Genomic DNA, 18561 nt, shown 5'->3' on the forward strand with positions numbered 1-18561 from the left:
ATGAAAATACTACTTATTGATAATTACGACTCTTTTACACAAAATATTGCTCAATACTTATACGAAGTTACTGGCGTGGAACCCGTTGTAGTGGCCAATTCTGTATCATATGACGAGTTATTTATAAATAATTATGATGCAATAGTTATTTCACCAGGCCCTGGTCATCCATCTGTATTTAATGATTTTGGAGTTTGCTCTAAAGTAATTCAAAATTCTAATATTCCTTTGTTGGGTATTTGTCTTGGTCATCAAGGCATTGTTTTATCCTTTGGTGGTTCTGTAAACCATGCACCTAAACCAGTGCATGGCTATCGCGACAGAATAAATCATACAAAAGATGGTTTGTTTTACAACTTACCTAAACGCTTTGAAGTTGTCAGGTACCACTCTTTAATATGCAATAATTTGCCAGATGATTTAAAATGTTCAGCTTGGACTGATGATGGTTTAGTCATGGCAGTGGAACACAAAACAAAACCTATTTTTGGAGTACAATTTCACCCTGAATCCATTTATTCTGAATATGGACATGAAATACTGGAAAACTTTATTGAAATAGCCAAAAAATATAATGAAAAAAAGAAAAAAGAACCTCGTTCAGTAATTGACTGTTATTTACTGACAGGAGGTAAAACTCATTATACTTTAAATGCCCGTGAATATGAAATAAAAATAGATCCTGAGCTATTTTTTATGCACAATTATAGTGGTGAAAATTACTCTTTTTGGCTTGACAGTGAAAAATCTGATAATCTAAAATCTCGATTTTCAATAATGGGTGGTAATGATTCTTCGCAATCCATTATTATACGTTACGACGTTCAAACAGAAACATTAAATATGATTGGCCCAGATGGTGAAAGCTGTATTCAAGGTGATTTTTTTTCGCAATTATCTATTTTATTAGAAAAAATTGAAATATCTTCACCTGAAGAACTTCCTTTTGGATTCAAAGGAGGTTTTATTGGCTATCTGGGATATGAACTAAAATCACTAACAATAGGAGAAAAAAAACACAAATCAGAATATCCAGATTCTTTATTGATATTCAATCCCCATTTTTTTGTTTTTGATCATTTTACAGAGAAAATTTACGAGTGTATTTTGCTACCTAATGGAGACTTTCCAAAATGGCCAACAAAAAACATCCCTATACATAATAAAGAAATAAATAAAGATATTCCAAACTTTTCCCCTGGGCCTGTAGAATACAATAAAATAGACCTTAAAGACTCTAGAGTAAAATATATAAATAAAATAGAAAAAACACTTCAGTATATTAAAGATGGAGAATCTTATGAAGTATGCTTAACTAATAGAGCAAAAATGGTTTATACCTATCCACCTTTTGATGCTTATAAAAAAATGCGTCGTATAAGCCCTGTTCCTTATGGTGCATATTTATCATGTGATGACTTTTATATACTAAGTGCTTCTCCAGAAACATTTTTATCTATTGATTCTGCTAGAAATATTGAATCTAGACCTATAAAAGGGACAAGAGCAAGAGGAAAAACAAAAGAGGAAGATCAATTACTATGGGATAATTTGAATAATTCTAAAAAAGATAGAGCTGAAAATTTAATGATTGTTGACCTTGTACGTCATGATCTCAATCAGGTATGTACTCCGGGAAGTGTACATGTTCCTGAACTATTCAAAATTGAAAGTTTCTCTTCTGTCCATCAACTAGTTTCAACAATACGTGGTCAATTGAAAGATAATATTCCTGTAATGGAAGCTGTTCGTGCATGCTTTCCCGGAGGCTCAATGACTGGAGCACCGAAGAAGCGTACAATGGAAATTATTGATTTTTTAGAATCTTCAGCTAGAGGAGTTTATTCCGGAGCTCTTGGATGGTTTTCTTTTAGCGGTGAAGTAGAACTAAGTATTATTATACGTACAGCAATATTACGCGATAAATGTGCAGAATTTGGTATAGGTGGCGCTATTGTCGCTGATTCTGATCCTTATGAAGAATTCGAAGAAACATTGGTTAAAGCTAGTGTGCCACACTTTTGTTTTAATGATATTAAGGAGAATATGTGAATAACCTTAAGATAGTCATTCTAGGTAGTAACGGTGCTATAGGTTCTTTTTTGGGACGTATTCTTTCTACTTCTGGTCATACTGTACATGGAATAGATAGGCAGCTTTCAGGAAATTATGTATCTTATTCCCAAATAGACTTATTAGACCCTAATTCAAATGTTGATGAAATATTCAATGGAGTAGATGCAATAATATTTTCTTTACCTGAAACAGTTGCAATTAAAGCATTACCATGGGTTTTATCAGCTATCGACAACGATGTATTGATAGTGTCAACTTGCTCTGTTCAAGAACCGTTTTACTCTTCATTAAAAAACATTTCTCCTCAACAACCTTTTGTTGGTATTAACCCTATGTTTTCTCCTTCCCTACAGGAGAAGAATCGTTCCGTAATTTTAATTGTAGAAAATAGACATAATGGACATGACTGGATTGAATTAGTATTGACAAAGTCCCAAATGCATATTACTAAAATGCTACCAAGAGAGCACGATAAAGTTATGGCACTATGTCAAGTGTTACCCCATGCACTGATATTAGCATTTGGTTTAGCATTAAAAGCAAATTCAATTGATATAAATGTGTTATATAATATTTCTCCACCTCCGATGCGTACAATGTTAGCTTTATTGTCAAGGCTATTGACTAATCCAAAGGAAATTTATTGGGATATTCAACATGAAAATTATATGGCTGTGGAAATTCGTAAAGATACATTAAATGAATTATCTTTGTTAGATTCAATGATCCAGTCTGGAGATAAGGCGGGATTTAATCATTCCTTAGATGAAATTAAACTAAAATTAGGGGGATGGCTCTATACTAGCTATACTGATTGTCAACACATTTTTCAAAGTTTAAATGAAGATAAGTAAGAAGGAGTGAAAGAGATGTCATTTAATGGCACTACCAAAACCAATGATCAAGCGGGACTTCGTAATTGGCTAGGACTATTAATATTAATGCTACCTGTTTTATTAGTAACTGTAGACAACACTATTTTGGGTTTTGCTTTGCCTAAAATAGCAAGTGCACTGGAACCAAGTGCGAACCAACAACTGTGGATAATTGACGCTTATGCATTGGTATTAGCAGGACTTTTAGTTTCTATGGGGAGCATTGGTGATCGTATTGGCCACCGTTTTTTATTATTATTTGGTTCATTGGGATTCACAATTGTTTCAGTTTTAACAGCACTGTCCACATCCCCAGAGCAATTGATTATCGGAAGAGCTGCGCTTGGTTTTTTCGGTGCAATGTTGATGCCATCAACTTTAGCATTAATCAGTTCTCTTTTTAAAAATCGTGAACAACGTCGTTTAGCTGTCGCAATTTGGGCAACAACATTAACTGTCGGTTCTGCTCTTGGTCCTGTTGTGGGCGGTGTTTTGTTACAATATTTTGATTGGAATTCTATTTTCTTATTAGCAGTACCTGTATTAATACCTTTACTAATTTTTGGTGCTATTCTATTACCTGAATCTGATAAAAATAATACGGGAACTATCGACATCTATAGCATTTTATTATCAATAATAGCAATGACTGGAATTGTATATGCCATTAAGCAGTTAGCTAGTAATGGATTCGAAATCAGTGTAGTCTTAGAATTTCTCATTGGTTTTATTGCTGGAGTTCTTTTTGTCCGTCGACAAAAAAAACTATTAACTCCTTTGATGGATATCTCTCTGTTTAGTAATGGAGTATTTACTGGTTCAATCATAGTTAATTTACTCAGTTTAGGTTTGCTAATTGGCTTTGTATTTTTTGCTACTCAATTTTTACAAATTGTGCTTGATATGAAACCAATATCTGCCAGTCTTGCTCTAGTTCCCGGTCAAATTATTGCAATTTTTGTTGGAATTTTAATTGTTCCTGTTGCACAAAGAGTCCCTACATATTGGCTAGTCCCAGTTTTGTTGGCACTCGCTGGTTCTGCATTTTTCTTAATTGCCTGTATAGGTACTTATTTAACTTCAATAGTTATCGCTTTTGCTTTATTGAACATAGGCGTAGGTGCAATCGCTTCTGTTTCTAATGACTTAGTTCTTTCATCTGTACCTTCTTCCAAAACCGGAGCAGCATCGGCAATCAGTGAAACGGCTTATGAGGTTGGTGTAGTTCTTGGTACAACAATTTTAGGGGGATTAATCACTGCTTTTTATCGTCTAAATTTGACTTTGCCAGATGGCGTTTCGATAGAACAAACAGGATTAGCTTTAGAAACTTTAGCTGGAGCTTATGTGGTCGCAGATTCACTAACAGAAAGCCAAGGGAGCCAATTAATTGAATCAGCCTCATATTCTTTTACAAACGCTATTAATACAACCAGTTGGTTAACGTCAATATTAACTATAATAGTAGTTTTTATTTCCTGGCATCTACTTAGAGCATCTAAGGTAAAATAAATATGTAGAAAAAACAACAACATTGTTGTGGCAGTTTAAAAGCAGCATTAAATTAAATAATTTAATGCTGCTTTATGAAAGCTCTATCGCCAATGTAAATTAGTCTTTAATTTTACCTAAGCTTTCCACTTTAAAGATATTTGAATTTTATTTATACTAAAGATATTCATTATGACCAATAACTTTATTTACACAAAAGATATCCATCAGTACCAATAAATACCTTTAAAAAACTTTTTAAAACTCATTAAAACCACAATAATATTCCAAAGGGGACTATTATGTTTAATTTAACAGGAAAAATAGCCTTTATTTCAGGAGGAACAAAAGGCATAGGGAAAGGAATCGCAAAAGTATTAAAAAAATCAGGTGCCATTCCTATTATTTCTGGAACTAATAGTATCAACGGCCAAAAAGTAGCAGAAGAGCTTGGAGTTGATTTTATTCCTCTTGATGTATCGGATCAAATTGCGTGCAAAAACGCTGTCAACCATATTGTAAAAAAATATAATCGACTAGATATCTTGTGTTCAAATGCAGGAATTTTTCCACAGCATCATATAAAAAAAATGACTGTTGAAGATTGGGACTATGTCCTAAACATAAATCTTAAAGGAACATTTTTTTTAGTGCAAGCAGCCCTAAACGTCATGGAAAAACAAAATAATGGAAGAATCATTATTACTTCATCAATTACGGGAGAAAAACTGGGTATTTCAGGTTCCAGTCATTATGGTGCTAGTAAAGCAGGACAATTGGGATTTATGAGAAGTGCAGCTCTCGAATACGCAGAAAAAAACATAACCATTAATGCCATTATGCCTGGTTATATATTGACAGAAGGATTGCAAGAATTCGGTAAAGATTATTTAAAACAGTTTAGAAATGAAATACCAACATGCAAATTGGGAACGCCTGAAGATGTTGGTTACACAGTTTGTTTTCTAGCATCAAATGAAGCAGAATATATTACTGGACAAACTATTGCAGTCGATGGTGGAGTAAGCATTCAGTAATTATTGAAATATCTATGTTTCAGAGTAACCATGATGACATAATAAATACTATACTTTCACAACAAGTGCTTATAAATTATTATATATGATTTTTAAGACACTTAAACCCATTGATAAACAATGGAAAACACTAAATTTTATTGTAAAAACAATCTGGGGTATATATGAATAATTTGAAAGGAAAGATAGTTTTAATTACGGGAGCAGCTCGTGGTATCGGCCGAGGCATTGCATTAAGATTAGCCAGAGAAGGATGCCACCTTTCTCTTGTTGACCTAAATATGGATGAACTAAAAAAAGTCAAAGAAGAAGTTGATAAATTAGGTTGTAAATCAGAAATTATAGTTTCTGATATTAGTCAAAGAAATGAAGTATATAAGGCTGTTGAATATACAGCTGATAAATTAGGTGGCCTTGATGTAATGATTAATAATGCGGGAATATCTCAAGTAAAAAAAATAGCAGATGTACTACCCGAAGATTTAAATAAAATATTAGATGTTAATATTGGTGGTGTCATTTGGGGTATTCAAGCTGCTGCCGAGCAATTTAAGAAACTTAATAATAAAGGGAAAATAATTAATGCAGCATCTATTGCTGCTTATGATGGTTTTGCCATGCTCGGCGTCTATTCTGCGACCAAATTTGCAGTTAGGGCATTGACTCAAACTGCTGCTAAGGAATACGCCAGTTTTGGCATTACTATAAATGCGTATTGCCCAGGAATTGTAGGAACTGATATGTGGATAGAGATTGACGAGCGTTTTTCAGAGATTACAGGAGTCCCAAAAGGCACAACATATAAAAAATTCATAGATGAGATTGCATTAGGAAGAGTACAAACTCCAGATGATGTTGCAGCGTTAGTCGCTTTTCTTTCTAGTAACGATTCTGACTATATTACAGGTCAATCAATTATTACTGATGGTGGTATTATTTATCGATAAAATTTGCAGGAACGATTTTAAGTTGAAAATAATGCTGCCAACACGGCAGCATTCTTAATTCTTAGCAATAAAGGAGAATAAAGGGTTAACTCAATAATCCCGCTCAGTGGCATACAAAGACCAGATACGACGAACGTGCACGGTGATCTCTTCACGATCGTGGTAGAGGTGTTTCGCCTGAATCTGTGCATTCACACCATTTTCTTGCAATTGCCGTTCTATTTTCTGCAAAATATGCGCCACTTCCTCATAACGCTTTTTCATCGGCAACTTAAGATTGAAGATCGCCTCACGACACCAGCTTTGTACCAGCCAATCCGTCATCAGTTGGGCAACCTTGGCGGGTTTTTCAACCATGTCACAAACCACCCAGTAGATGTTTTTCACGGGTGGCTCAAATTTAAAGCCATCCACACGGTAATGCTTTACTTGCCCCGTGTCCATCAGGCTGTCAGCCATCGGGCCGTTGTCTACCGCATGAACCAACATACTGCGTTTCACAAGCTGGTAAGTCCATCCGCCCGGACAAGCCCCGAGATCCACGGCATGAAGGCCACTATCCAGACGCTCTTCCCATTCGTCATAAGGAATGAAGACATGAAAGGCTTCTTCCAGTTTCAGCGTTGAACGGCTTGGCGCATCTGAAGGGAATTTCAGGCGAGGGATACCCATATAAAAACGGGAGTTATTGTTGCTGTAGGAATACCCGACGTAGCAGCAACCCGGCGCAATAAAAAAGACATGGATCACCGGGCGACTATTATTTTCCTTCGCCAGCAACAGTTTTTCCTGCCGCATGGCATTACGCAGCGGAACCGTAAACTTACGGCAAAATTTCATCAATTCCTTGCCTTCATTGGTATCCGGCACTTCCACACGCAGCTCACCCGCCCGTTCAACGACCCCCATCAACATGCCGGTAATCGGTGTAATGCGATCTTCCGGCGGCAAATTTTTCAGCAATTCGCCCACCAACAACATTTGACGGGCAAAAATCAATTCACTGAACGGAATTTCACGGATCAGACGATCCGCATCATCCGGCTGATAACACTCAAACAGCACATATCCACTGTTCTCTTTCACACGGGCAAAACCGTAAACTTCTTTTTTACCTGCTTTATCGGTAATTTCTGCCGCACACTCTTTTTCAAAACCCGGGCGGCAATATAAAACAACTTTATTCATGGCTAGGCGCCGATTTCCTTAGACGCAGAGCGCCAATTAATACACATAACCAACCAATGAGAAAACTGAACCCACCGATTGGCGTCAAATAAACCAGAAATTTTAGTGGTAAAAAGGCCAGACAATAAAGACTGCCACTAAACAGCACGATCCCTGCGGCGAAAAAAATCCCACTCCAACCCAATGGCGCCACGGGATGACGCATCGACAAAGCGGCCAGCGCCATCATGGCGAGGGTATGCAGCCCTTGATATTGCAGGCCGGTATGTATCCATTCCATCTGACGTGGTGTCAGGACAGGTGCCAACATATGTGCCCCCATCGCGCCCAATGCCACGTAGAAAAAGCCACTGATACCAACCCAAATAAGCATGGTTCGACTGCTCATCGCACAGCTCCTGTTTATCAGCTATCGGATATAGCCACTAAGCGTGTTGGGTGATAAACCCTAACCTTTCTTGCTCAGTCGCCGCTTGAGTCAGTATCCATTTACGGAAGGCGGCGATCTTGCCCAATTCTGCCTGATTATCGTGACAAACCAAATAAAATGCGTTCTTACTGACCAAAACATCATTGAACGGGCAGACAAGCCGCCCGGCATCAATTTCATTCTGAGCCATGACATTATTCGCCAGAGCAACGCCTTGACCGTGCACGGCCGCTTGGATCACCATCGCACTATGGCTGAATATCGGCCCCTGCTGCACATTGATCTGCTGCTGCATATCAAGCTGGCGGATATAGGCTTGCCAATCCCGCCGGGATGAATCGTGCAACAACGTATGCCGGGCGAGATCAGCGGGCGTTTTCAAGGGACGATCGCCCGTCAACAGCGAAGGAGAACAAACCGGCAACAGGTATTCAGGATAAAGGCGATCCGTCCGCAGCCCCGGCCAGTTGCCCCGTCCATAGAAAATCGCGACATCGACATCATCCGCCAGTTTATCTTCTTCCCGATCCACCGCCTGAATGCGAACGTCAATCCCCGGAAAACTCTGGTTAAAACCAGAAAGCCGGGGCACGAGCCACTGAATAGCAAAACTGGGGGATAAACTGACCGTTAGCGCACCCTTGGCACTGCGCGCCTGAAGTTTACGGGTCGCATCATTGATGGCGGTAAAAATTTCCTTGATATCGAGATAGTAACTTTGCCCATCTTCCGTTAACAATAACGAACGGTTACGACGACGAAAAAGTTTTAATCCCAGAAAATCTTCCAGACTTTTCATTTGATGGCTCACAGCGGCCTGAGTCACAAATAATTCTTCTGCCGCTTTAGTAAAACTTAAATGACGGGCTGCGGCATCAAAAACGCGTAACGCATTGAGTGGAGGTAAACGTTTAGACATGTTCGTTTCTTATGTAGTAGTGACGATACCGGTAACTCTTTTCATTCAGATATTAGTTTTTGTAATCCGAATCATTATAATTTGTCCATTGATGATATACCAGCAAATCCCTATAGTGTGCGCACTTCCTAAGCCGGAACGAAAAGTCTCTTTGTAACTATACACTGAAACTTTTGGCTTTGTGGTTGTGATGTTGTGTTTGCAAGTTGTCTGGGAAACCAGACTTTGTAGCGTAAGCTACTGTTTTTTTTCACTTCCTGTACATTTACCCTGTCTGTCCATAGTGATTTTTTTCATGCACCGCAGTTGCGGTGCTTTTTTTCCTGACTTTCTCCTGTAAAATTCCTCTCCTCTTAGTTAAAGAACATAGTTAAAGAAAAACTTATTCTTTATCACACAACGATTAAATTAGCACCGTTTATGAAAGCCTTTGACGCAGAAAAATTCCGCCGGCAATTTCCCGCCCTGCAACAATCCACCACATTTCTGGACAGTGCGGCCACGGCATTAAAGCCGGCCTGTATGATTGAGGCAACGGAACACTATTACCAAAACCACAGTGCAACCGTGCATCGCAGCCAACATGCCACAGCACAGGCCATCACCGCCCGTTATGAGCAAGCCCGTTCACGGGTGGCGGAATTGATCAATGCGCCATTGCCCGAAGATATCATCTGGACGAAAGGGGCAACGGAGTCCATCAATCTGGTCGCCCAAAGTTACTTTCGTCCGCGCCTGAATGTGGGTGATGAAATCATTGTCAGCGAGCAGGAACACCATGCTAACCTGCTGCCGTGGCTGATTCTGGCTGAACAGACCGGCGCTAAAATCGTTAAATGGCCGCTTGGCAATCAACGCCAGACAGAAATCGACACCCTTGCAAACCTGCTGAACCAGAAAAGCCGCTTGGTCGCCATCAGCCAAATGTCCAACGTGACGGGTGCCGCAGTGGATTTGGCGCAAGTCACGGCACTGGCCCATCAATATGATTGCCGCGTTCTGGTCGATGGTGCCCAAGGTATCGTGCACGCGCCTGTCAATGTGCAACAACTGGATATCGATTTTTACGCCTTCTCCGCCCATAAACTGTATGGGCCAAATGGCGTGGGAGTGTTATATGGCAAAAGTGAATGGCTGAATGCGATGTCTCCGTGGCATGGCGGCGGCAAGATGCTGACTCATGTCTCATTTGACGGTTTCACGCCGGAAGCCGTACCTTATCGCTTTGAAGCTGGAACCCCCAATGTTGCCGGTGTGGTCGGCTTTGCAGCAACTCTGGAATGGCTGAAAACCCTTGATATCCCACTGGCCGAATCCCATGCGATTGCCCTGACGGATTACACCGAGCGACAACTCAGCAAGCTGGCGGGTTTTACCAGTTACCGTGCGGCGGGTTCCAGCTTGCTGGCCTTCAATATCGCCGGCCTACACCACAGTGACTTAGCCACGCTGATTGCAGAGCAAAATATCGCCCTGCGTGCCGGCCAACACTGCGCCCAACCCTTGCTGGACGCCCTTGGGATCAGCGGCTGCCTGCGCGCTTCGTTTATGCCTTACAATAACCGGCAAGATGCGGACAGATTGATCAGCGCCGTCACGTTTGCGCTGTCGTTGTTGGGGGAGTGATATGCTTTATGACAGCCCCATCAATAAACGATAAACACCCAACAAGATAAATAACCCATGACACAACTTTCAGACACTCTTCTTGCGCCGCATCCATTCGGAACAGAAATCACGGAGCAGCAACTTATTGAAAATTTTCAGCAATGCAAATTGTGGGAAGATCGTTATCGGCAGCTAATCGGCCTGGCCAGAAAGCTGCCGCCGTTGGTGGATGAGCTAAGACAACCCAATATCGAAAGATCCGGCTGTGAAAACCGTGTCTGGCTGGGGTATCAACGGCTGGCAGACGGCCGGTTGCATTTTTATGGTGATAGCGAAGGCCGGATTGTCAAAGGATTATTGGCCATTCTGCTGACTGCCGTGGAAGGCAAAACACCAGAACAGGTTTTGCAAACACCTTTAACCGGGCTATTCCGACAACTCGGCCTTGAACAACAACTCAGTGGCTCAAGGCTCAATGGGGTGAAATCCCTGATCAATACTGTTCAGGAAATCGCTGGCACCCACGTTCATTAACGTTCGTTTACAACGTATTTTCCCGTTCCGCTTTTGCCACCATCTTTTTCAATGCGTGGGATACAGCAACAAAGCCAAAGGTCGCCGTAACCATCGTTGCGGCACCAAAACCCGAAGCGCAATCCATGCGTTTAGATCCCTCTGCCGTGCTTTTGGCCGCACAAACTGTACCGTCAGATTGCGGATAAACTAACTGTTCGGTGGAAAAAACACAGTCAATGCCCAATTTACCCTTGCCGTTTTTCACCACGCGGTAATCTGATTTTAAACGCTCTTTCAATTTCGCCGCTAAGGGATCTTGCACCGTTTTCGCCAAATCCACCACCTGAATCTGGGTCGGATCAAGCTGCCCGCCGGCTCCGCCTGTCGTCACAACCGGGATTTTATAGCGACGGCAATAGGCCAGTAACGCCGCCTTGGGTCGCACGCTATCAATGGCATCAATCACATAACTGAAATCTGTGGACATCAATTCCGCCACATTATCCGGGGTGACGAAATCATCAATGCAGGTGACCCGGCACTCAGGATTAATCGCGCGTATCCGCCCTGCGATAACTTCCGTTTTTGGCAAGCCCACATTCTGTACCAAGGTATGCAACTGGCGATTGGTGTTGGTAATACAAACATCGTCCATGTCAATCAGTGTAATCGCCCCGATACCAGTACGCGCCAGCGCTTCTGCTGCCCATGAACCCACGCCGCCAATGCCCACAACACAAACATGTGAACGGGCAAATAATGAAAGCGCTTTTTGACCATATAATCGAGCCGTACCCGCGAAACGCTGAAGATAAGCATCAGAGAGAGAAACTTGCATGGCTAAATAAATCCCGTATAAAAATAAATACCGCATAAAACCTACCCCTATTGAGATAGGTTATCGATTGATTGTTTAAACTGGAGGGGATCTTACTGGTTTGCCGCCAAAAAACCAGATGAGGCTCTCTTCAATACCCAAACCCGGCCATAGTGATTATAAAACCCCGCCATTTCCCCCGCTCTCTCACCAACACCGTGATAAATATCGAAATGATGCCCTTTAATCGCGCCACCGACATCCAGTGCTACCATCAGGCGCATCCGGTACTGGCCGGTAAATTTACCCAGCTCATTCAGCACAGGGACTTCCGCCAGCAACGCGGTTCCGGGCGGGATCAAGGATTTGTCAGACGCGACCGATGCTTTTGCCACCAGAGGTACTGCACTGGCTCCCCTGACGAGGGTGTGGGGTTCAGGTTTAAAGAAAACAAATGAAGGATTCTGTTCCAGCAACTCTTTCACTTTGGCTTCACTGTGCTGTTCCCCCCACTGGCGGATCGCTTTCATGGACATTTTCCCGCTCGGCACTTCGTCACGGTCGATCAGCACCTTGCCAATGCTGCGGTAGGGATGGCCATTTTTTCCCCCATAACCAAAAAAGGTCAGTGGGCGCCCATCGCCAAAATCGACATAGCCGCTCCCCTGAACTTCCATCATGAAATTATCCATCAAAGAATTACTGTATCCGATAATAAATTTCTGGTTCAGGGCGCCCCGGTATATCGCGGCACGGCTTGGCAAACGGGAACGTGAGGAAGCCGGCATACGATACAGTGGATATTTAAACTCACCTTGCCTGATATGCCGTGCCTGCAAAACCGGCGTGTAATAACCGGTAAACTTCACATTGCCATAGTTATCTTCACCTTCCATCTGATAGGCCTGCAAACCGAACCCATTTAAATCACGGGTATCCCCCCCGGACAGCATCCAGCTCTCAATCGCATCAAACAGTTCACGGTTATTGCTATAAAGGCGGGGCGAGGATTTGCTGATATAGTTAACCTGAGTGACAAAATCCTTGGCATTCACCGGCGAACCTTCGGCATTAGGGGTATTCACCAATTGGAGGTTTTGGGTAATGCGCCCATCCTTATACTGCTGTGCCTGATCAGTGGGTCGAAGATGACATCCCGCCAATAACGAAATGACACATCCAACTAAAAGATATTTACCCCAAACTCTCATACTAATGCCTTATCTCTCGCTATCACTTATTCGGAGCACGAACAATACCAAACACGCATAAATAATAAAATGTAGTTAAAGAAAATGGTTAGAAAAAAATAGCTTACCGTTTCAGCCAAGCCAATTGAGCAAAAACAAAACAATCTGGCCATTTTAAAATCAAAAACAAATAAATTTAGTAAATATCAATAAAAAAACTTGCAACTGCTTCGTTCCAGAGTATAGTGTGCCGACATCGAACGCGGGGTGGAGCAGCCTGGTAGCTCGTCGGGCTCATAACCCGAAGGTCGTCGGTTCAAATCCGGCCCCCGCAACCAGTTCGATAGATTATCAAGATTCGCAGTTAGACGGACGCGGGGTGGAGCAGCCTGGTAGCTCGTCGGGCTCATAACCCGAAGGTCGTCGGTTCAAATCCGGCCCCCGCAACCAATGCGATTGATAATCAAGATTTACAGATAGACGGACGCGGGGTGGAGCAGCCTGGTAGCTCGTCGGGCTCATAACCCGAAGGTCGTCGGTTCAAATCCGGCCCCCGCAACCAATCTTAATTTCTTATCTTAGCCTTTCAATTTCCTGCCTGATTGTTATCTCCCAGACTATTCTCTGATTTCAGCTTATCTTATAACCTCATTCCCGCTTATTTTAAAATTCGCATTTCAGTATTATTTAAAACCTGTTTATCACTCAAGGCGGATATTTCACCGCCGCGCCAATTCTGCCCCATTTTTGAAATACGCCTTAATGCCGGCAAAAATAGATTCCGCCATTTGTTGCTGGAATTTCGCGGTTTTCAGTTTGCGCTCTTCTTCCAGATTACTGATAAATGCCGTTTCTACCAAAATGGAAGGGATATCGGGGGCTTTCAAAACTGCAAATCCCGCCTGATCGACGCTATTTTTATGCAGTTTATTGATTTTGCCCATTCGTTTGAGCACTTCGCTACCGAATTTCAGACTATCATTGATCGTCGCGGTTTGAACCAAATCCAACATGGTATGATCCAAATATTTATCACCACTTTTGCTAACGCCACCAATCAAGTCAGCCTCGTTCTGAGTCTGTGCAAGAAAACGGGCGGAATTACTGGTCGCTCCCTTAGTTGAAAGTGCAAACACCGATGATCCTCTGGCAGAACGATTTGTAAAAGCATCGGCATGAATAGACACAAAGAGATCAGCCCGCATCTTACGGGCTTTCGCCACTCTCACCGTCAAAGGAATGAACACATCTTCATTACGCGTCATGTAAACTTTCATGCCCGGTTCACGCTTGATAAGCGCCTGTAAACGACGGGCAATTTGCAACACTATATCTTTTTCACGGGTTTTATATTTCCCAATCGCCCCGGAATCTTCACCGCCATGACCGGGATCGAGCATAATCACAATCGGCCGGTCTTTGCCCGCCTTGCCCGGTTTGCGTGTTTCCACCGGCAAATTCTGTTCCAGATCCCCTCTGTTGTACTCTTCGAGCAGAGCCAGTAAAGGATCATCAGCCGCATTAGCGGCCTTTTTGGGATACAGATCGAGTACCAAGCGGTGTTTAAACTTGGCAATTGGCGGCAGGGTAAAAATATGCGGAGCGACCGGCTGTTTGATTTCAAACACTAAACGCACCGTTTTAGGGTTAAATTGCCCTGCCCGCACCAGTTTTAAATAGGGATCACGTCGCTGAACCTGAGTCCCCATACTGTTCAAAATGCTATTAAGCTGAATACCCTGCAAATCAATGACGATACGATTAGGGTTGGTAAGCGAAAACTGACGATACTTAAGTGGAATATTAGACTCCAGCGTCACTCTGGTATAGCTTGATGCAGGCCAAATACGCACCGCAATGACTTTTGCAGTCGCTGCATAACCTATCGGACTGATACTTAACAACAATACAGCGGCTGCTCCTTTCAGCAGGTAGCGACGTGAAGCATTATGGTCTGAATGACTCATCGGTTATTCCATTTAAAAACAACTAAACGCAGTAATCTTTACCAAACATAATCGTTCGGCGGGGGGAGACTCTAATTAATTAGCGAACATCTGTCATCAAAAAAAGCATTTTTTGATCTTCTGGTTATTTATACCAATATAAGTAATAACGTTATTTTTATCCATATTTCCCCTTGCCATTTCCCCTCAAAAACAATAAAAATACAAAAAATACGAATAAATATTCAATCAGAGAGGGTTTCATGAAAGAACGCAGTACCGAATTGGTTGAAGTCTTCCGTCACTCGGTTCCGTATATCAATGCACATCGGGGCAAAACTTTTGTCGTTATGCTCGGCGGTGAAGCCATCGCCCATGATAATTTCGCCGATATCGTCAACGATATTGGATTACTGCATCATCTGGGTATTCGTTTAATTGTCGTTTATGGCGCACGCCCACAAATTGAACAGAATATTGCCGAGCATCACTATTCATCGGTTTACCACAAGCACACCAGAGTCACCGATGCCAAGACACTGGATTTAGTCAAACAGGCAGCCGGTTTATTACAACTGGAGATTACGGCGCGTCTTTCCATGAGCTTAAACAATACACCATTACAAGGCGCTAATATTAATGTTGTCAGCGGAAACTTTGTTATCGCCCAACCTTTGGGAATCGATGACGGCGTTGATTATTACCATAGTGGCAGGGTTCGCCGGATTGATGAGAAAGCGATCAACCAACAATTGGCTAATGGTGCTATCGTGCTGATTGGGCCAGTTGCGGTATCGGTGACAGGAGAAAGTTTCAATCTCACTGCCGAAGAAATTGCAACGCAGTTGGCGATCAAATTAAAAGCAGAAAAATTAATTGGATTTTGTTCATCCCAAGGTGTTCTTGACGTTAAAGGCAATACATTATCGGAGATGTTTCCCAATGAAGGCGAAGTTCACCTGCACGCATTGGAAAACGCCGGTGATTATCATTCAGGAACCGTGCGTTTTTTAAGGGGAGCGATCAAAGCCTGCCGCCGTGGTGTTCGCCGCAGCCATTTGATCAGTTATCAAGAAAATGGCTCGTTGGTACAAGAGTTATTTTCCCGTGAAGGCATCGGTACGCAAATCGTGATGGAGCGTTCCGAACAGATACGCCGTGCCAATATCAATGATATCGGTGGCATTCTGGCGCTTATTCGCCCATTGGAGCAACAAGGCATTTTGGTACGCCGTTCACGTGAACAACTGGAAATGGAAATTGACAACTTCACCCTGATAGAGCTTGATAACGTCACAATCGCCTGTGCTGCGCTATATTCCTATCCTGATGAAAAAATCGGGGAAATGGCCTGCGTTGCTGTGCACCCAGACTATCGAAGCTCTTCCCGCGGTGAAATACTGCTCAATGCCATTTCCAGTCAGGCCAAACAGGGTGGACTGGAAAAACTTTTCGTGCTCACGACGCGCAGTATTCACTGGTTTCAAGAGAAAGGTTTTGAGCCAGCAGAAATAGAGATGTTGCCCGTGGAAAAACAGGCGCTGTATAACTACCAGCGCCGCTCCAAGATCTTAATGCTGAATTTATAGGTTTATCAGCCTTAGCCACTTCGCCTTGTTATTGCGGCCTTGTTATTTCGGTCTTGTTATTGCGGGTTGAGCCACTCGGCCAGCCCGCTTCGCCGTTGTGTTGCTGTCGCCACAGCCTTATCCAAAACAGGCTTATGAGCATAAATCGTCAGTTTTTCCCGCGCCCGCGTCAGTGCGGTGTAGACCAATTCCCGACTGACTATCGGCGAGTATTGAGTCGGTAATACCAAAGCCGTATGCTCAAATTCAGACCCTTGAGATTTATGCACCGTCATCACATAAGCCGTCTCATGGTGAGGTAACCGACTTGGCTGGAAGCCTTTAATCTGTCCATCAGACAACTGGAAATAGGCTTTCAGCTCATTGTCCTGATTTCTGAGCATAATCCCGATATCGCCATTAAACAGTCCAAGCGTACTGTCATTACGCAGTATCATCACCGGACGCCCGACATACCCCCGGCTCTCCACGTTTTTGGGCAGCGTAATCACGCCCTTCCTGTGCAATAATTGTTCCACCCGCTGATTCAGCCCCGTCACACCAAACGGGCCTTCCCTTAACGCGCACAACAACCGGAAACGGTTAAACTCTGCCAAAATGGCTTTTTCCGTTGCCCGCTCATTGACCATTGCCAAATATTGGTAGTAACCCGCAGCGGTTTCAGCCAACAGGCGTTGATAATCTTCATCCCCTGAAAGCGGATAAAAAGTGACATCAGGAAAAGAGTGATTGAGTACCGCAGCGACCCCCGCGCGATCCCCCTGATTCACAGCCGAGGCCAATTGCCCAATACCGGACGCGGAATGGAAGCGATAACTTTTACGCAGCAGGCACAGGCAATCCCGCACGGCGGGCGCATTGTCACCGGAAGTGGAATAAGCCGTTAACTGGCATCCGGTCAATCGCCCCAGTTGTTCCGCACGTTTGGCGCTGTAACCCTGTTCAGCGAAACGACAAACATCCCCCAATACCGCTCCGGCTTCAACCGAGGCAAGCTGATCTTTATCCCCCAAGAAAATCACTTTCGCCTGCGGTGGCAACGCCTCAATCAAGTGAGCCATCATCGGTAAATCTACCATTGAGGCTTCATCGATGATCAAAATATCAAGGGATAGCGGATTATCACGACCGTAACGCAATTTCTGGCTATCAGGTTGTGCCCCCAGTAAGCGATGGAGCGTTTGCGCCTGTTCCGGAATGCTGCACCACTGTTCTGGCGTCAGATCAAGTTTCTTGACCGCTTCCCTCAGTGATTCAGTCAATCTTGCCGCTGCTTTGCCTGTTGGTGCCGCCAGTTGAATGCTTAATTTTTCCCCGTCATGCAATTTAATCAGGGCAGCCAATAACTTAGCCACTGTTGTCGTTTTTCCGGTTCCCGGCCCGCCAGAGATCACAGAAATACGGCTGGTGACCGCCACTGCCGCCGCCACTTTCTGCCAATCGATTTCTTCACCCACAGTGACACCAAAAAGATCGTCCAAGATGCGACGTAGCTGGATCTCATCAAAATCCCCGGTCAACGCCACAGCAGCAAAAAAATTCGCCACCCGCCGTTCACTTTGCCACATGCGTTGTAAATAGAGGCGGTAACCCGTTTCACCTTGATAAGTCAGGATTACCGGTGCCGGAGACTCCCCCGCGCTCACCGCCGGACATGTCTGCAAAACCGCCAGCATCTGCGCTTGATCGGGTTCCCCGACCAAAGACCAAAGTGCTGCCGCTAATTCAGGCTGCCGGCCATCAAAAAAATATTTCGGCGCAATCCGTTCCAATGACAAACAGACATGCCCCGCGCCTGATTCAGCACTTAACAGCGCCGTAATCAACAGTAACAGCGGGTTTTCATCCTCGACCATCGCATAAGCAAACTGCACATCCAAAGGACGCAGCAACTTCTGGCTCACCGCTTGTTGCAATAATGACATCATGGCA

The 18561-nt window shown here is 43.3% G+C and carries 15 protein-coding genes and 3 tRNA genes; 11 read left to right on the forward strand and 7 right to left on the reverse strand.

The features are described 5' to 3' along the window. The 5 genes from pabB to PSI17_RS03130 all read left to right on the forward strand — a co-directional run bounded on the left by pabB (position 1) and on the right by PSI17_RS03130 (position 6426). A complete protein-coding gene (pabB, locus tag PSI17_RS03110; protein ID WP_273550562.1) occupies positions 1–2052 on the forward strand; it encodes an aminodeoxychorismate synthase component I in 2052 nt (683 codons plus the stop codon). Continuing rightward, on the forward strand, positions 2049–2930 hold the full coding sequence (locus PSI17_RS03115) for a prephenate dehydrogenase dimerization domain-containing protein (protein ID WP_273550563.1): 882 nt from the start codon (positions 2049–2051) through the stop codon (positions 2928–2930). Before pabB ends, PSI17_RS03115 begins: the two co-directional genes overlap by 4 nt. 15 nt (positions 2931–2945) lie before the next feature. Further along, positions 2946–4463 (forward strand): MFS transporter, encoded by a 1518-nt coding sequence (locus PSI17_RS03120; protein ID WP_273550564.1) that lies wholly within the window; start codon positions 2946–2948, stop codon positions 4461–4463. 281 nt (positions 4464–4744) lie between these two features. Continuing rightward, positions 4745–5479, forward strand: coding sequence for an SDR family NAD(P)-dependent oxidoreductase (locus tag PSI17_RS03125; protein ID WP_273550565.1), 735 nt, complete (start codon positions 4745–4747; stop codon positions 5477–5479). Positions 5480–5643: 164 nt separating this feature from the next. Beyond that, a complete protein-coding gene (locus tag PSI17_RS03130; protein ID WP_273550566.1) occupies positions 5644–6426 on the forward strand; it encodes an acetoin reductase in 783 nt (260 codons plus the stop codon). A gap of 90 nt (positions 6427–6516) precedes the next feature. On the opposite strand, the gene rlmM is transcribed toward PSI17_RS03130, so the two are convergent. The 3 genes from rlmM to PSI17_RS03145 are packed head-to-tail and all read right to left on the reverse strand — an operon-like array spanning position 6517 to position 8963. Beyond that, positions 6517–7614: a 23S rRNA (cytidine(2498)-2'-O)-methyltransferase RlmM gene (gene rlmM / locus PSI17_RS03135; RefSeq protein ID WP_273550567.1), complete on the reverse strand. Its 1098-nt coding sequence runs from the start codon at positions 7612–7614 to the stop codon at positions 6517–6519. Further along, the gene (locus PSI17_RS03140) at positions 7607–8002 is read right to left on the reverse strand and encodes a DUF423 domain-containing protein (RefSeq protein ID WP_273550568.1); all 396 of its coding nucleotides are present in this window, start codon (positions 8000–8002) and stop codon (positions 7607–7609) included. Before PSI17_RS03140 ends, rlmM begins: the two co-directional genes overlap by 8 nt. Before the next feature lie 37 nt (positions 8003–8039). Further along, entirely contained in the window at positions 8040–8963 is a 924-nt protein-coding gene (locus tag PSI17_RS03145) for a transcriptional regulator GcvA (RefSeq protein ID WP_273550569.1), read from the reverse strand. Between the two features lie 420 nt (positions 8964–9383). Between PSI17_RS03145 and csdA the strand changes: the two genes are divergently transcribed. Together csdA and csdE are read left to right on the forward strand one after the other, a co-directional pair. After that, the gene (gene csdA, locus PSI17_RS03150) at positions 9384–10589 is read left to right on the forward strand and encodes a cysteine desulfurase CsdA (RefSeq protein ID WP_273550570.1); all 1206 of its coding nucleotides are present in this window, start codon (positions 9384–9386) and stop codon (positions 10587–10589) included. 57 nt (positions 10590–10646) lie between these two features. Further along, complete coding sequence (gene csdE, locus PSI17_RS03155; protein WP_273550571.1) at positions 10647–11105, forward strand: cysteine desulfurase sulfur acceptor subunit CsdE; 459 nt, start codon at positions 10647–10649, stop codon at positions 11103–11105. A gap of 7 nt (positions 11106–11112) precedes the next feature. Here csdE and tcdA read toward each other — a convergent pair whose 3' ends face one another. Together tcdA and mltA are read right to left on the reverse strand one after the other, a co-directional pair. Then, complete coding sequence (tcdA, locus tag PSI17_RS03160) at positions 11113–11925, reverse strand: tRNA cyclic N6-threonylcarbamoyladenosine(37) synthase TcdA (RefSeq protein ID WP_273550582.1); 813 nt, start codon at positions 11923–11925, stop codon at positions 11113–11115. 92 nt (positions 11926–12017) lie between these two features. Beyond that, positions 12018–13115, reverse strand: coding sequence for a murein transglycosylase A (mltA, locus tag PSI17_RS03165; RefSeq protein WP_273550572.1), 1098 nt, complete (start codon positions 13113–13115; stop codon positions 12018–12020). 240 nt (positions 13116–13355) lie between these two features. On the opposite strand from mltA, the gene PSI17_RS03170 reads away from it, so the two are divergent. The 3 genes from PSI17_RS03170 (at position 13356) to PSI17_RS03180 (ending at position 13656) form a co-directional block, all read left to right on the forward strand. Further along, positions 13356–13432: transfer RNA gene (locus tag PSI17_RS03170), tRNA-Met, on the forward strand. A 35-nt stretch (positions 13433–13467) separates the two neighbouring features. Continuing rightward, positions 13468–13544 (forward strand) — tRNA-Met (locus PSI17_RS03175). Between the two features lie 35 nt (positions 13545–13579). After that, positions 13580–13656: transfer RNA gene (locus tag PSI17_RS03180), tRNA-Met, on the forward strand. Between the two features lie 157 nt (positions 13657–13813). On the opposite strand, the gene amiC is transcribed toward PSI17_RS03180, so the two are convergent. Continuing rightward, the gene (amiC, locus tag PSI17_RS03185; protein ID WP_273550573.1) at positions 13814–15061 is read right to left on the reverse strand and encodes an N-acetylmuramoyl-L-alanine amidase AmiC; all 1248 of its coding nucleotides are present in this window, start codon (positions 15059–15061) and stop codon (positions 13814–13816) included. Between the two features lie 242 nt (positions 15062–15303). Between amiC and argA the strand changes: the two genes are divergently transcribed. Next, on the forward strand, positions 15304–16629 hold the full coding sequence (argA, locus tag PSI17_RS03190; protein WP_273550574.1) for an amino-acid N-acetyltransferase: 1326 nt from the start codon (positions 15304–15306) through the stop codon (positions 16627–16629). 56 nt (positions 16630–16685) lie between these two features. Here argA and recD read toward each other — a convergent pair whose 3' ends face one another. After that, on the reverse strand, positions 16686–18557 hold the full coding sequence (gene recD / locus PSI17_RS03195) for an exodeoxyribonuclease V subunit alpha (protein WP_273550583.1): 1872 nt from the start codon (positions 18555–18557) through the stop codon (positions 16686–16688). Positions 18558–18561: the final 4 nt, after the last annotated feature.

The organism is Xenorhabdus sp. IM139775 (assembly GCF_028598745.1).
GTDB lineage: Bacteria > Pseudomonadota > Gammaproteobacteria > Enterobacterales > Enterobacteriaceae > Xenorhabdus.

Coding starts and splice junctions, on each gene's coding strand:
- argA (WP_273550574.1), top strand. CDS start 15,304: ATGAAAGAACGCAGTACCGAATTGGTTGAAGTCTTCCGTCACTCGGTT.
- PSI17_RS03140 (WP_273550568.1), bottom strand. CDS start 8,002: ATGAGCAGTCGAACCATGCTTATTTGGGTTGGTATCAGTGGCTTTTTC.
- PSI17_RS03130 (WP_273550566.1), top strand. CDS start 5,644: ATGAATAATTTGAAAGGAAAGATAGTTTTAATTACGGGAGCAGCTCGT.
- amiC (WP_273550573.1), bottom strand. CDS start 15,061: ATGAGTCATTCAGACCATAATGCTTCACGTCGCTACCTGCTGAAAGGA.
- recD (WP_273550583.1), bottom strand. CDS start 18,557: ATGATGTCATTATTGCAACAAGCGGTGAGCCAGAAGTTGCTGCGTCCT.
- PSI17_RS03120 (WP_273550564.1), top strand. CDS start 2,946: ATGTCATTTAATGGCACTACCAAAACCAATGATCAAGCGGGACTTCGT.
- rlmM (WP_273550567.1), bottom strand. CDS start 7,614: ATGAATAAAGTTGTTTTATATTGCCGCCCGGGTTTTGAAAAAGAGTGT.
- PSI17_RS03125 (WP_273550565.1), top strand. CDS start 4,745: ATGTTTAATTTAACAGGAAAAATAGCCTTTATTTCAGGAGGAACAAAA.
- csdA (WP_273550570.1), top strand. CDS start 9,384: ATGAAAGCCTTTGACGCAGAAAAATTCCGCCGGCAATTTCCCGCCCTG.
- tcdA (WP_273550582.1), bottom strand. CDS start 11,925: ATGCAAGTTTCTCTCTCTGATGCTTATCTTCAGCGTTTCGCGGGTACG.
- csdE (WP_273550571.1), top strand. CDS start 10,647: ATGACACAACTTTCAGACACTCTTCTTGCGCCGCATCCATTCGGAACA.
- PSI17_RS03145 (WP_273550569.1), bottom strand. CDS start 8,963: ATGTCTAAACGTTTACCTCCACTCAATGCGTTACGCGTTTTTGATGCC.
- mltA (WP_273550572.1), bottom strand. CDS start 13,115: ATGAGAGTTTGGGGTAAATATCTTTTAGTTGGATGTGTCATTTCGTTA.
- pabB (WP_273550562.1), top strand. CDS start 1: ATGAAAATACTACTTATTGATAATTACGACTCTTTTACACAAAATATT.